11 protein-coding genes are annotated in these 13,995 nt (G+C 64.1%); 8 read left to right on the forward strand and 3 right to left on the reverse strand.

The window, feature by feature from the left end:
- The first annotated feature begins 194 nt into the window (after window positions 1–194).
- Window positions 195–842, forward strand: a complete 648-nt coding sequence (locus ABF990_RS13090; RefSeq protein ID WP_415492044.1) for a DUF2939 domain-containing protein — start codon at window positions 195–197, stop codon at window positions 840–842.
- 393 nt (window positions 843–1,235) lie between these two features.
- Here ABF990_RS13090 and ABF990_RS13095 read toward each other — a convergent pair whose 3' ends face one another.
- A complete protein-coding gene (locus ABF990_RS13095; RefSeq protein ID WP_415492043.1) occupies window positions 1,236–1,466 on the reverse strand; it encodes a DUF3126 family protein in 231 nt (76 codons plus the stop codon).
- 325 nt (window positions 1,467–1,791) lie between these two features.
- Between ABF990_RS13095 and ABF990_RS13100 the strand changes: the two genes are divergently transcribed.
- The 3 genes from ABF990_RS13100 to ABF990_RS13110 all read left to right on the forward strand — a co-directional run bounded on the left by ABF990_RS13100 (window position 1,792) and on the right by ABF990_RS13110 (window position 6,501).
- Window positions 1,792–2,298: a hypothetical protein gene (locus ABF990_RS13100; RefSeq protein WP_415492042.1), complete on the forward strand. Its 507-nt coding sequence runs from the start codon at window positions 1,792–1,794 to the stop codon at window positions 2,296–2,298.
- 209 nt (window positions 2,299–2,507) lie between these two features.
- Entirely contained in the window at window positions 2,508–4,418 is a 1,911-nt protein-coding gene (locus ABF990_RS13105) for an alginate export family protein (RefSeq protein WP_415492041.1), read from the forward strand.
- A gap of 121 nt (window positions 4,419–4,539) precedes the next feature.
- A complete protein-coding gene (locus ABF990_RS13110; protein WP_415500730.1) occupies window positions 4,540–6,501 on the forward strand; it encodes an OPT family oligopeptide transporter in 1,962 nt (653 codons plus the stop codon).
- A 136-nt stretch (window positions 6,502–6,637) separates the two neighbouring features.
- On the opposite strand, the gene ABF990_RS13115 is transcribed toward ABF990_RS13110, so the two are convergent.
- Window positions 6,638–7,426 carry a universal stress protein gene (locus ABF990_RS13115; protein ID WP_415500731.1) on the reverse strand — a complete coding sequence of 263 codons (789 nt, stop codon included), beginning with the start codon at window positions 7,424–7,426 and terminating at the stop codon, window positions 6,638–6,640.
- 338 nt (window positions 7,427–7,764) lie between these two features.
- Between ABF990_RS13115 and ABF990_RS13120 the strand changes: the two genes are divergently transcribed.
- Both ABF990_RS13120 and oxlT read left to right on the forward strand, forming a co-directional pair.
- Window positions 7,765–8,562, forward strand: a complete 798-nt coding sequence (locus ABF990_RS13120) for an alpha/beta fold hydrolase (protein WP_415500732.1) — start codon at window positions 7,765–7,767, stop codon at window positions 8,560–8,562.
- Window positions 8,563–9,225: 663 nt separating this feature from the next.
- Complete coding sequence (gene oxlT / locus ABF990_RS13125; protein ID WP_415500733.1) at window positions 9,226–10,434, forward strand: oxalate/formate MFS antiporter; 1,209 nt, start codon at window positions 9,226–9,228, stop codon at window positions 10,432–10,434.
- 72 nt (window positions 10,435–10,506) lie between these two features.
- Here oxlT and ABF990_RS13130 read toward each other — a convergent pair whose 3' ends face one another.
- Window positions 10,507–12,159, reverse strand: a complete 1,653-nt coding sequence (locus ABF990_RS13130) for an NAD(P)/FAD-dependent oxidoreductase (RefSeq protein ID WP_415492037.1) — start codon at window positions 12,157–12,159, stop codon at window positions 10,507–10,509.
- A gap of 212 nt (window positions 12,160–12,371) precedes the next feature.
- On the opposite strand from ABF990_RS13130, the gene ABF990_RS13135 reads away from it, so the two are divergent.
- Together ABF990_RS13135 and ABF990_RS13140 are read left to right on the forward strand one after the other, a co-directional pair.
- Window positions 12,372–13,532, forward strand: coding sequence for a cation diffusion facilitator family transporter (locus ABF990_RS13135; RefSeq protein WP_415500734.1), 1,161 nt, complete (start codon window positions 12,372–12,374; stop codon window positions 13,530–13,532).
- A gap of 46 nt (window positions 13,533–13,578) precedes the next feature.
- On the forward strand, window positions 13,579–13,995 hold a 417-nt coding region (locus ABF990_RS13140; protein WP_415492032.1), incomplete at its 3' end, for a cation diffusion facilitator family transporter.

Below are 13,995 nucleotides of genomic sequence, written 5' to 3' on the forward strand. Positions count from 1 at the left end.
ACTGCCGCCAGGGAAGCTGGAACGGCTCGCACCCTTAAAAATCAGCCCTCTATTGCCTGCCGACAGTTTTTCAAGACTGAAGTTCGATCGTCATAATTTTGTAATAACACACATGGGATCGGATGTTACTATGCATGGCACGTCTGCATTTGCTATAGGAAGGGTCGCTCTCTTCGCATAGGAGGAATGCTCTCATGGCAACTATTGCCGACTCCGGGTCCGCCATCGGGTCCGCCGATCAGACACAAGGCCAGACCAGCCGCGCCATGGCTGGCCAGACCGCGCGCCGCCTGTGCATTCTTTCCGCAACGATCGCATGCGGGCTGTATCTTGCATCCCCGTTCATGACGCTGCTTTTTGTCGCGGCCGACCTGCGCAGCCATGACATGGTTGCCCTTGGCCATGTCATAAACTGGGGCCGGCTGGATGCCTCGATCAAGAAACAGGCGCTCAGCGGCCTGCACATGGCAACCGAACCCCCACCGGACGAACTGCCCGAATTCGGGTCTTCCTTCGCGGATGCCGCTGTTTCCAACGCGGTGGATACGTCCGTGACACAGGCCAATCTCGGCACGCTGGTCGACCAGGCCCTGCTTGAAACCGCGGGACCGACGACCCGACCGTCGGCACTGTCCGTGGCAGCACTTGCCACACACATGACGGTACGCTTCACCCGCCCGGATGAGTTCGTGGCCGCGGTGCCGCTACCCGGCCACGAGCACGACAGCCCTTTGCGTATTCTGATGCGGATCGAGGGGTGGCACTGGAAAATAACCGCCGTGGAATTTCCCGTATCGCACGGGACTGTGGTTCAGGCGGCCAATTCCGCGCATAACGCCTGAAGCACCGGGCCGCGATACCCGGCAAGCCGCCCGCGCAAGCCCTTGTCGGCCCGCCCCTGCAGTGCAGGGTAATGGCATTGCAGCCCTGTAGACCCCGACATAAGGCTACGGTCCACGCGTAAAGTCGGGCCCACGCGGTACGGGGCGCTGGCGCAGCCTTCGGGCATGGTGTTCAACCGGCCCGGCCATATGGCCAGATTTCTGCCAGGGCGGCGGATAAATTACATCCGCCCAGCCTGAGCCAAAACAGGTACCAGAACCGTGGCGCACGCCGTGGCGGGATCGCTCAGGCCAGAGGCAGAACCCAGACAGTCCCGCCATTTACGGTCGGCCCGCGCCTGCGGGGTGGCAGGCACCCCCCTGAACGACGCCGGGCGACCTTACGGCGCGGTCTTATTTGGCGGGGGGAAGATCTTCTTCCAGCACGACCATATTGACGGCATAGGTCACGTCACCGTCTTCATCGTCGCGGTGGACCGTGCCGATCACCTCGCCATTGACGGCCAGTTCGACCGACATGCCCGAACGCGGCGCGGGGTTGACGGTCAGGTCCTTCGCACCCAGCAGACGACGCAGCGCGGTCTGCAGGCGGGCGATTTCCGAGGTCGAAAGAGTAGCGCTCATAAAATCCATTCCTTACGGAGCCTGAATACGGTGTCCGCCAACAGCGCCCGCGCATGAGGCATGTCCGCCATCATACAGGCAAAGGCGCGTTCGCGGGCCGTTTTCCAATCTGTTCCGCACGCTATAGGCCAACTCCCGCAAGTGCCGCAACCTTTCCGCAGCACCGCCCTCTGGGCGCCACTTTCCGTGTGTCCAGTAGGGTGGAGACCGCATCGAAAGTCAGCGCAGATCGGCGCGCGGGGGATTTTCATGCCTGAAAATATCCACGCCGACCCGCCCCGGCTTTTTCAATGCGACAGCTTACACATTGGAAGAGAGACCGGCCTTGCCAAGCGCACGTATCTTTTTTATCGCCGGACTGTTCAGCCTTGCGGGCGGGTCGTGCCTGCTGGCAACCCAGGGGCCGCACCCGGTCATGCACCCGCACAGGACCAGCACGGGGCAGGTTCTGGGCATGATCGCCCATGATGGCGCCACGCAAACCGCACAGACCCTCTCACGCCGTCGCCAGTGGCAGGACATCGTGCAGGGTGTGTCCTCCGGGCGGCACGATGCGCAACGCGCGCTTTCCCTGCTGCTGCCCAAGGCCGATCCGCAGACCGCCACCCTGCTGCGCATGAGCATGAAGGCCGCCCTGCCCTACCAGCCGCAGACCGTACTGCGCACGCTGCGCGATTCGGCGTCGTCCATGAGCGATACACGCGCCATCTGTTCGAGCCACGGCATGGGCACGGCATGGAACAGTAGCGCACGCCAGGCCGTGTCGTCTGTCCATGAAGCGGCCCTGCGTATCCGAGTGAAAGCCTGCCTGAGCAGCCTGGCAAAAAGTTAATACCCCCTTAAACGCAACATTTTTATATTTTAAATCGTATTTTTGTAATTATTGAAAATTGGCGCATCAGGTGTATAAACGCCTAGTGATGTCCTACACGCAAATGCGATATGACTTTTCACCATTTTACATCATTATGTTGATATAAGTCATTCATAATTTGAATGGCATATCGCACCAAAAAAAATAACAAGAAGAGATTCAGGCCCATGTCTACAAATTGCGGCTTTTCCTCTCCCGGCGGGACTCCCGTCAGCACCTGCCCTTCCACCCTGTTCGGCCATTTTGCCCTTTCTGCAACTGCACCCGCTAGCGGCAGGTCGGCCCGCCCCGACATAGGCCCCAACCGGGTCAGCGCGGCTTTGCTGCTGGCGGGCACGTCCGCCCTGCTGTGCCTGTATGCAGCCCCCGCATGGGCAGAAACAGCGCCCCAGGCGGGCCATCTGCAATATTCGCACACGCCGCCCACACCAAAAAACGGACAAACCACGGTCACTGTCCCGACAGCGGCGCAACCCGTCGCAACGCCTGCCACCCGCGCCCCGCCCGCGGGGCAGATGAACGGGACCATTCCGCCACAGGGGTCATGGAACAATGTCAACCTGCTGCCCCCCCTGACCAGCCGCCCCGAAGCCTATGGCCAGCCCCAGGCGCTGGAACTCAAACCGCTGCCCTCGTCCCTGCTGCATCAGGGGCCGTGGGGGGTGTTCAACGCCAATACGGGTGCGGCAGCCGGGTTCGGCACGGTGGGGTATTACGCGGTATCCCGCTGGGCGGAAGACTGGTCGAGCCTGCGCGACAAGCGCAACCATATCGACTTCATGGATCCGCTCAAATACATCCCGCTGAACGAGACGGGGGACATTTACCTCACGTTCAGCGGCAACTTCCGCCAGCATAACTTCTACGACCAGCGCGCGGGTTTCGGGGCCACGAAAACCACCCCGGCCTACCGCAACAACTACCGTTCCAACCTGGGGGCGGATTTGCATCTGGGCGAGCATGTCCGGCTGTATGGCGAACTGATGAGCGGGCAGGCCGCCGGCGTCAATTACTACGGTTATGCCGGTGGCCGGTGGCGCAGCACGCTGGATGCGCAGCAGGCCTTCATAGAAGTGCGGGGCCATGTTCTGGGGGCGACAGTGGGCGGCATGGCCGGACGCATGACGTTCCTGGACGCGCCCCCCTATTTTACGGCAGGCAGCGTGTACCCGTCCGTTCCGTATTCATGGAACGGCCTGCGCGGCTACGCCTTCTGGAAAAATTTCCGGCTCGACGTGTTCGACCTGCTGATGACCAACAATGCACCGCCGGGTATTTTCCACGATCAGGTCAACTGGAAAACCCGGCTGTATGGCGCGTATTCGTCCTATGCGCTGCCCAAGTTCCGGTTCCTGGACCGTAACAGCCAGATTTTTGTCGATACGTTCTTTCTGGGCTTCAATCTGGCCAATGTCGCCATTCCCACGGCGAAAAGCTCCATCGCCGGGGCGACGCATCGCTACACGCCGGGCACGCGCATCTGGGGCAATGCCGGGCCGATCGAATTTTCGGTGGGGGCCATGTGGCAGGGCGGTGGATTCCAGGCGACCAAGACCGGCCTGAACCGCTCCGTTTCGGCCTATGCGATCGATGCCACGCTGTCCTGGCGGTTTGCCCACTGGGCGGGCCACCCCGTTGTCGGCGTTCAGGTGGACGACGTGTCGGGCGGCAACATGAACAAGAGCCAGACCAGTTCGTGGGGCAATTTCATGTCGCCCTTCGTGCCCAGCGCCTACTACCTGGACATGAGCACCTATATCGGCCAGTCCAACATCATTACAGCCGGGCCGATTGCGACCGTTTCCCCCACCAGCAACACCACCCTGCTGATGAAGGTGCCCGCCATCTGGCGTAACAGCACGCAGGATGCGATCTATGCCAGCGGCACGGCCTTCTACAAATACCGGCCACACGGCTCTTATGTCGCAACCATGCCGCAGGCCAGCTTTACCTGGCGCGCCACACGCCACATTACGCTCAGTATCGATGGTGAGTATATTTTCGCCTCCAAAACCCTGATCCGGGATGGCGGATCGTCCGGCGCGTTTGTCCAGAGCAACCTGGAACTGACGTTCTGAGCCCCTGCCCCCACTGACAGTACAGACAAAACCCCCGTTCCATCCTAATGCGGAAGAAGACATGAGATGGAACGGGGGCCACCTGCGCGCCCCGGTTTTTTGAGCGACAGGGTCCACAGGCATGAACGTTTCCACACCCCGACGAGAAATTACCCTGCGCGGCCTTGTTCTGGGTGCGATCATCACTGTCATCTTTACCGCCTCCAATGTGTATCTGGGGCTGCGGATCGGGCTGACATTTGCCTCCTCCATTCCTGCGGCGGTCATTTCCATGGCGGTGCTGCGCATGCTTGGCGGCGGCTCCATTCTCGAAAACAACATGGTGCAGAGCCAGGCCTCGGCGGCGGGAACGCTGTCCTGCGTGTTCGCGACATTCCCCGGCCTGATCATGACCGGGCTGTGGCAGAATTTTCCCTACTGGCAGACGGCAGGGCTTTCGCTTGCCGGGGGCATACTGGGCGTTGTGTTCACCATTCCGCTGCGCCATGCCCTGGTCACGCACAGCACCCTGCCCTACCCGGAAGGGGTAGCAGCGGCGGAAATCCTGCGTGTGGGCGCGCGATCGGGCAATAACAGGGGGCTGCGCGCACTGATCGGGGGGAGTGTGGTTTCAGCACTGTTTTCGTTCTGCAGCGGTGCGCTGCGTATTTTCTCGGACACGCTGTCCCTGACGGCCACGGCCGGGCAGGCGGTTTTTCAGGCCTCCGCCGGTCTGTCGCTTGCCCTGCTGGGGGCGGGCTATCTTGTAGGGCTTGCCGGCGGTCTGGCCATGCTGACAGGCTGCATACTGGCCTGGGGCCTTGCCGTACCGTGGCTGAGCGCGCATCTGCCCAACCCCGCACACCTGCCCCCGGCCGCCTTCGCGCATGATATATGGATGCACAAGGTCCGCTTTATCGGGGCGGGGGCCATTGCCATTGCCTCGCTCTGGACACTGGTGGAACTTCTGCCACCCGTGCTGCGCGGCCTGCGCGCCATGGCGCTGGGCCGTACCGCGGAAGGGGATGAAACACAACAGGACCTTTCACCACGCACCATAGGCCTGCTGCTGCTGTTCTGCATGGTGCTGATGGCAGGACTGTTCGCGGCCTTTCTCGCGCCGCTGACACAGGGATTCTGGCCACTGGTGGGGGCGGCGGTCCTGTTCTGCGTTGTGTTCGGCTTCATGATGGCGGCGGCCTGCGGCTATATGGCGGGCATTGTGGGGTCTTCCTCCTCCCCCATTTCGGGCATTGTCATTGTGGGGGCCGTGATCTGCACGCTGATGATCCTGGCCATGGAAGTGCTGGGCCTGACCCCGCCCGCCCTGCTGATGGACGGGCAGAAACTGGCCACCGCCTTCACTATTCTGGTCCTCTCGGCCATGACCGCGACCGTGGCCATTTCCAACGACAACCTTCAGGATCTCAAGACCGGGCAACTGGTTGGCGCATCCCCGTGGAAGCAGGAGGCCGTGCTGATTGTCGGCTGTATCGCGGGGGCCGCCGTTATTCCGCCGGTGCTGAACCTGCTTTACCAGGCCTACGGGTTTGTCGGCGCCATGCCCCGCCCGGGTATGGACCCCACCCACGCGCTGGCCGCCCCTCAGCCAGCGCTGATCACCATGATCACGCTGGGGATTTTCACCCACACGCTGGATTCGAACATGCTGTGCATAGGCCTGGCGCTGGGGGGCGGCCTGATCGCGGTCGATCTCCTCCTGCGCCGCCGTGGCCTGTCCCTCCCCCCCCTTGGCGTGGCGGTGGGGCTTTACCTGCCTGCCTCCGTCAGCATGACTTTGGCCGTGGGCGCGGTTCTGGGCTGGGGGATCAGGCGCGCCATCCAGCGCCGCGGGTCCGCGGGTGCCGCATCCCACGCCGACACGCTGGGCACCATGCTGGCTTCGGGCTTTATCGTGGGGGAAAGCCTGACCGGTGTCGCCCTGGCCGTGCTGTCGGGGGCACTTGGGCGCGACAATGCCCTGTCTGTCGCGGGTCTGCTGCCATCGGGCCTGCCTGCACTGCTGGGGGTCGGGGCATTTGGCGCCATCTGCTGGTGGTTCGCCCGCCAGACCGTGGGGGCCGCCACCACGGCAGAGAACTGACACGCCACCGCAGCGGCGCACCGCCACACGACATGCTGGCGGCAGCCCGGAACCTCTAGGTTACGGGGCGTAACCCTGCAGGCAGTTCCGCGCGCCTGACCCGCGCCGCGATCCGGGCTGGACGCAAAGCCCGCGCTCAGTGCTGGAGCAGCACCGGCATATCGGGCTGGGAGAGAATTTCGTCCGTGACACTGCCCATAAGCCGGTTATAGAGCGCGCCATGTTCATACCCGCCTATGACCAGCATGTCGGCCTGGGCGGCATGGGCCATGTCCAGAATGGTCCGCCCTGCCTGGGTGGCATTGTCGGTGGGGGGCAGTTCGCGCACGGTGGGGGACACGCCGGGCAGCACATCGAGCGGTAATGTCACGCCCACAGGCACCACGACGGTAACGCTTTTTGCAAACCCCATGAAAGACCGCGCGGCGGTAAAGGCACGGCGGCAGCCCGGCGTGTCTTTCCAGGCCAGAAAGATGTGGTCCCCGCTGGGCCGTTCCCAGAACGGCGGCACGAACAGGACAGGCCGACCGGTATCGAAAATGGCGGCACGCGTGGCCGCCTGTTTCTGGGCGGAATCGCGCGGGTCGGGAAAGCCCAGAACCAGCAGGTCCGCGTCCTTGCCGTAGCCGCTGACGATGCGGTCCACGGTAATTTCAGGGTCCAGCCAGTTGACCTCGATCTGATCGGGTCGCCATGTCCCGGCCCCGTATGCCCGCTCCTTCCACTGGCGGAACACGGTATGCAGGCTGTCCGCCCACTGAAGCTGGCTGTCACGCACACCCCGGTCGGGTTGCCCGTCCGCCGGTTCGCGCGCGGCCAGCACGTCCATGCGCGCCCCACCCACACGGGCCATGACCTGGGCTGCCATATCCAGAAGTCCGTGGGCCTGCTCCACCCGGCCAAGTATGACAAGACACCGCTGCATGGCTTTCCTGCTCTTTCCTGTAGACGCCCGCACCGACATTACGCCGGGACGGGCCCACAGTTCCAGACCTGCCCCGGCCCTGTCCCGGCCCTGTCCCGCATGGCTGCCAGCGCCTGCGGACAAATGTGCCGCCAGACCACCCACAGGGCGGCCCGCTGTCGTGCGCTCTCTCCGCAAGGTGATGAAAAACAGGGCCGCGCCCTCTCGCCTTCACGCGTCAGGCAGGGCACAAACAGGCCACAGGTCCGTGTTCAAAAACTGGAAATACTCCGGGCCTGTCGCAACAGGTGCCCGGATCGCCCCGGTGCGCCACGTATTTATGCTCGAAAGGCCATGACGTGCTGCTCAACGTGATCGAACGAGGCCCCGAAACCCCCTCGACCCCGCACATGCCCCCGGTCGTGCTGTTGCACGGGGTGTTCGGGCGGGCACGCAATCTGGGCTTTGTGCAGCGCCGTCTGGCCACGACCCGCCGCACCCTGGCCATGGACCTGCGTAACCACGGTGCCAGCCCGCACGGCCCGCTGACCTACCCCGACATGGCGCAAGACGTGCTGGAAACCATGCTCCACCACCACGCGGCACCCGCCGTCGTGCTGGGTCATTCCATGGGGGGCAAGACCGCCATGATGCTGGCCCTGACCCGGCCCGACATGGTGCGCTGCCTTATTGTGGCCGATATCGCACCCGGACAGGGCGGTTTTTCGCAACTGGGCCTGCCAGCGGGGCTCGAGGATCTGGACTTTCCCGCCCATCTTGACGTGCAGGGCGCCAACCTGCTGCTGGCCCCGCTGATCGCGGATGAATCCGTGCGCCAGTTGATGGTGCAGAACATGCGCCTGGGCGACAATCCCGGCTGGGCCATTGGCCTGCGCGAGATCAAGGCCGGGTTGCCCAACGCCATGGGCTGGCCCACCCTGCCCGAAGATGCGTGCTACACCGGGCCGACCCTGTTCATACGCGGTGAGAATTCGCGTTATATACAGCCGGAAAACCATGCCGCCATGCGGCGGCTGTTCCCCAACCACAGGCTGGAAACCATAGCCGGGGCAGGCCACTGGGTGCATGCGGACGCGCCGCAGCGTTTCTCCGAACTGGTGGAAAGCTTTCTGGCTGCAACACCGCAGGCGACCTGACGCACAAAAGCCTGAAACGGAACGGCCGGGGGAGCAATGGCCGCGACATAACGGCCCTGCCTGAAAAAAAATGGCGCAACGCTGCCGGGCAGGTGTGATTTGGGCCACGGCCCGGGGTATGGCCCCAGGGTATGGCCCCAGGGTATGGCCCCAGGGTATGGCTTGTAGCGTGGTCTGGGCATGGTCCAGACCATGCTCCACAGGTTGCATCGGTCAGCCCGCTCTGGCCCCGGTGCAGGTGAACGGGGGGAGACAAGCATGTTTCCGCCCGCCCACAACAGGGGCCTGCCGCCGTTCAGCATCGATACCCGAAACCCGCGGAAGCGGGGCAACTGGCCGTTTTGAGGCCCGTAAAGCGCCGCCAGACAGGTCGCAGCCAGCCGTGTAACTGGCTGTACAGGGTCCAAGGCATGCGAGCGGGCAGCAGCCACCTGCGCGCCCTGACAGGTTCCCGCCCCGACGGGTTTTTAAGCGGGCATCGGCCCGATGGCACTGATCAGATGGTATTCGGTCATGGCATCGATCCGGCGGCCCCTGCTCCGCCACCATTGCCACGCGGGATGACAGATATGGAATCCGCCCCGCTTGCAGGTTGCCCAGCTCGTAGCGCATGCGTAATGAGGTAAGACAATACAGCGCCTTTTCCGTACAGGAGGACATGACGTGTCGAACGTAAAATGGCGCCAGATGGCCGCGGGGCTGATCTGTATGGCCTCCATTTCCTCCCCCCAGTATGTGTGGACCTTGTTCACCCCTGCCCTGCGGCATGATTTTGGTGTGACCGCGCCGGCATTGCAGGTGACGTTCTCAATTCTTATTGTCCTGCAAACGCTGTTTTCCCCCGTTCAGGGCTGGATCGCGCGACATGTCCACCCGCGCCTGCTGATCATGAGCGGGGTGCTGGTCACGGGGCTGAGCTGGGTGCTGGCCGCACAGGCCAGCAGTCTGGGCATGCTGTATGTGACGTATGGCGGGCTGGGCGGTATCGGCACCGGGATCGTCTATGTCGGGGTGGTGGTGCTGCTGATGCAGTGGTTCCCCCAAAACCGGGGTATGGCCGCAGGGGCCGCCGCGGCGGGATATGGCATGGGGGCCATGCTCACCACCTTTCCCATCGCCCACCTGCTGGCCGCATCCGACTGGCGGCACACGCTGGAGGTGTTCGGCCTTGCCATGGCGGCAGTGGGCATGATCGCGGCCAGCCAGTTGAAGCTCCCCCCTGCCACCATACTGGACGACAGCGGCCAGACGGGCCTGCCGACAGCGCAGGTGATCCGAACACCGCTGTTCTGGCTCATGTTTTTCATGATGGCGACAATGGCGACATCGGGCCTTATGGTCACGTCGCAACTGGCCCAGATCGCGGCGGATTTCGGGGTTGCGCAGTTGACGGTGGCCGGCATGGCCGCCCTGCCGCTGGCCATGACGCTGGACCGGGTTGCAAACGGGCTGACACGCCCGCTGTTTGGCTGGGTTTCCGACCGCCTCGGGCGGGAAAACACCATGGCGTTCGCCTTCACGCTCGAAGCCATCGCACTGGGGTGCTGGCTGTCGCTCGTCCACCACCCGGTGGCGTTCGTGCTGCTTTCGGGCGTGATTTTTCTGGGATGGGGCGAAATTTTCTCGCTGTTCCCTGCCACGCTGACAGACACGTTCGGCACGCGCGACGCCTCGCGCAATTATGGCCTGCTGTATATTGCCCAGGGGGTAGGCGCTGTTTTCGGCGGACCTCTGGCCGCATGGATGCATCAGGCCGGTGGCAGCTGGTACCCGGTCTTTGCCTGCGCCATAGGAGGAGACCTGCTGACAGCCCTGCTGGCATATGCGGTCCTGCGCCCGATGCGCGCACGGTTCATGCACACACACGGCTGACACGCGACACCTGAAGCGTGCGGGGCCCATTGCATGGCTCGCCCCCATGTCCGCCGGGTCCGCCGGGTCTGCCTAACCCTGCGGCTGGGCCAGACCCGCCATATCGCAGGCCACGGCCTCCGCCGCGCGAATACCGTCCATTCCGGCGGAGAGAATACCCCCCGCATAGCCAGCGCCCTCACCCGCCGGGTACAGACCCGGCGTGTTCACGGACTGCCCGTCCGCCCCGCGGGGAATACGCAGCGGCGAGGACGTACGCGTTTCCACCCCGGTCATGACTGCATCTTCCATGGCGTAACCTTTGAGCTTGCGGTCAAAACGCGGCAGCGCCTCGCGCAGGGCGTCCACCACAAAACCGGGCAGGCAGGTGGCAAGGTCGGTCGGCGTGACGCCGGGCCTGTAAGACGGCACCACCGCGCCAAGACCAGTGGACGCCCGCCCGGCCAGAAAATCCCCCACGCGCTGGGCCGGAGCGCGGTAGTCCCCGCCCCCGGCCAGAAAAGCCTGCCGTTCCCAATGCCGCTGGAACGCTATGCCGGCCAGCGGGTCGGCCGGGTAATCCTCCCCCGGGCGCAGTTCGACGACAATGCCCGAATTGGCGTTGCGTTCAGCGCGGGAATACTGGCTCATGCCATTGGTGACAACGCGCCCTTCCTCCGATGTGGCGGCAACGACCGTGCCGCCGGGGCACATGCAGAAGGAGTACACCCCCCGGCCATTGGACGCATGATGAACCAGCCGGTATTCCGCCGCCCCCAGCAGGCTGTTACCCGCGCAGGACCCGAACTGCGCCAGATCGATGACCGATTGCGGGTGTTCGATCCGCACCCCCATGGAGAACGGCTTGGCCTGCATCTCCACCCCCTGGGTGTGCAGCATCCCGAACGTATCGCGCGCACTGTGGCCAATGGCCAGAACGACGTGGGCGCTCTCCACCACCTCCCCCCCGGCCAGACGCACGCCCCGTACCCGGCGGGTGGCCGGGTCCAGCACAAGGTCATCCACCCGCGCGCCAAAGCGGTATTCCCCACCCGCCTGTTCGATCTCGGCGCGGATATGCTCGACCATGGAGACGAGCCGAAACGTGCCGATATGCGGATGGGCGAGATAGAGAATGTCTTCCGGCGCACCGGCCTTTACAAATTCTTCCAGCACCTTGCGGCCCAGAAAGCGCGGATCGCGTACCTGGCTGTAAAGCTTGCCGTCAGAAAACGTGCCCGCACCGCCTTCACCGAACTGGACATTGCTTTCAGGGGTCAGGACCGAGCGGCGCCACAGCGCAAAGGTATCCACCGTGCGTTCGCGCACCACCTTGCCACGTTCCAAAAGGATCGGCCGCAATCCCATACGGGCCAGGACAAGGGCGGTCATGAACCCGCATGGCCCCGCCCCCACCACCACGGGCCGTTGGTACCCCGGTTGCCCTGCCAGGGCAGGACCGTTCGTTATCGGCGGGGTCCAGCGCATGTCAGGCGCAGGCTGCACATGGCTGTCACGCGGGTGTTCGCTCCGGTAACGGGCCAGCACGGCCCCTTCGTCACGCACGGCGCAGTCCACCGCATAGACAAGGCATATGGCGTTGCGGCGGCGTGCATCATGCCCGCGCCGGAACACGCTGAAATGCTCAAGCTCCGCCGGGCTTATGCCAAGGCGCGCACAAATGGCCTGTTCCAGCGCCTCCGGCGCATGGTCGAGTGGCAGACGCAGTTCTGTCAGACGGAGCATGAGACGGTTTATCACCCATTCCACAAGGACACTGAATTAAGGCCGGAACCCTGAAAAGCCGGTTTCTCCCTAGGCCGGAACACCACCCGCACGCAACGCCGGACTGCCCCGGCGGACCCGACAGACCCCGCCCGCCAAGTTTGTACTTCTTTTCAGGACGATGTGCGCGCCATACAGTACGTCCAGCACGGAACACAAGGCCAACCGCACCCATGCACCAGCCAGACCCACAGGGCCCCGCCGCCGCCGCACCCCATGCAGGGTGCGACCACGACCACGACCACGACCACGACCACGACCACGACCACGACCACGACCATACGGGCCATGACGCGGGCGGGGCCGACAAGCCCCATGCGCACAACCATGAGCATGAGCACGCGGACGGGGACGGGCATGAACACGACCATGCGCAGGGCGGGTGCGATCACGGTCACGGGTTCGGGCACCATCATGTGCATACTCCCGCATCCTTCGGGAAAGCCTTTGCCATCGGCATCGCGGTCAACACGATCTACCTTGCGGCAGAAGCGTTCTGGGGTGTTGCCGCCCATTCGCTCGCGCTGCTGGCCGACGCGGGCCATAACCTGTCGGACGTGATGGCGCTAGCCGCCGCGTGGCTGGCCAACCACCTGTCCCGCCGCAGCCCGTCGGAACGGTTTACCTACGGGCTGCGGCGGTCGTCCATTCTGGTGGCGCTGGCCAATGCGCTGGTGCTCATGCTGGTAACGGGCGGCGTAGCATGGGAAGCACTGGACCGGCTGCTACACCCCACGGACGTATCCGTGGCGGGCTGGACCATGATCGTCGTCTCGGCCATCGGCATCGGGGTCAACGGTTTTTCCGCCCTGCTGTTCGCGGCGGGCAGCAAGGACGACCTGAACATTCGCGGGGCGTTCCTGCACCTTATGGCCGACGCGCTGACATCGCTCGCGGTTGTGGTGGCGGGCGCGCTGGTGCTGCTGACCGGCCAGCACTGGATAGACCCCGCCATCAGCCTTGCCATTGCCGTTCTTGTGGTGGTGGCCACATGGTCGCTGCTGCGGGATTCGCTGGACATGGCGCTGGATGCCGTGCCACGGCAGGTCAGCGCCAGCGCGGTGGAAACCTACCTGCGCGGCCTGCCCGGCATTGCCGATATCCATGACCTGCACATATGGCCGCTGAGCACGACCGAGGTGGCACTGACCGTACACCTGGTCCGCGAAGGCGCGGCAATCCCGGTTGAAGGCGGGGCACAAAGTGATACCGTAGTGCTGGAAAACGTGGTAACCGCGCTGCGCGAGCGTTTTGGCATCGTGCACCCTACCGTGCAGATCGAAGCCGCGGATTACGCCCCTCTGTGCCACCTGTCCTCCGCGCATACGGTCTGAACACGCGGCCTGCCAGGGCCGTGCCCACCCTAGCTGCGACTGTTCCATGCCCGATCTTCCCCTGCCCAAGAACAACAAGGGCATTGCCGTTCTTGGCCTGCTTGTCAGCTTTCTGGCGCTCGGGCTCAAATACGCGGCCTATGCGGCCAGCGGCAGCGTGGCCCTGTATGCCGACGCGGTCGAGACCATCATCAACGTGGTGGCCGCCGCCGGTGGCCTGTGGGCGCTGAGCATTGCCGAGCGCCCGGCGGACCACAACCACACATACGGCCATTACAAGGCGGAATATCTCTCTGCCGTGGCAGAAGGCACGATGGTGGTGGTAACCGCCTTCATTATCGGGCGCGAAGCGGTGGAAGGCTGGCTGCATCCCATGCCGCTGCTGCCCCCATGGCGGGGGCTGGCGCTGAACGCCTGCGCCACGCTGCTCAACCTGGGGTGGGGCATGGTCATGCTGCGGGCG

Source organism: Acetobacter sp. (assembly GCF_047723915.1).
Taxonomy (GTDB): domain Bacteria; phylum Pseudomonadota; class Alphaproteobacteria; order Acetobacterales; family Acetobacteraceae; genus Acetobacter.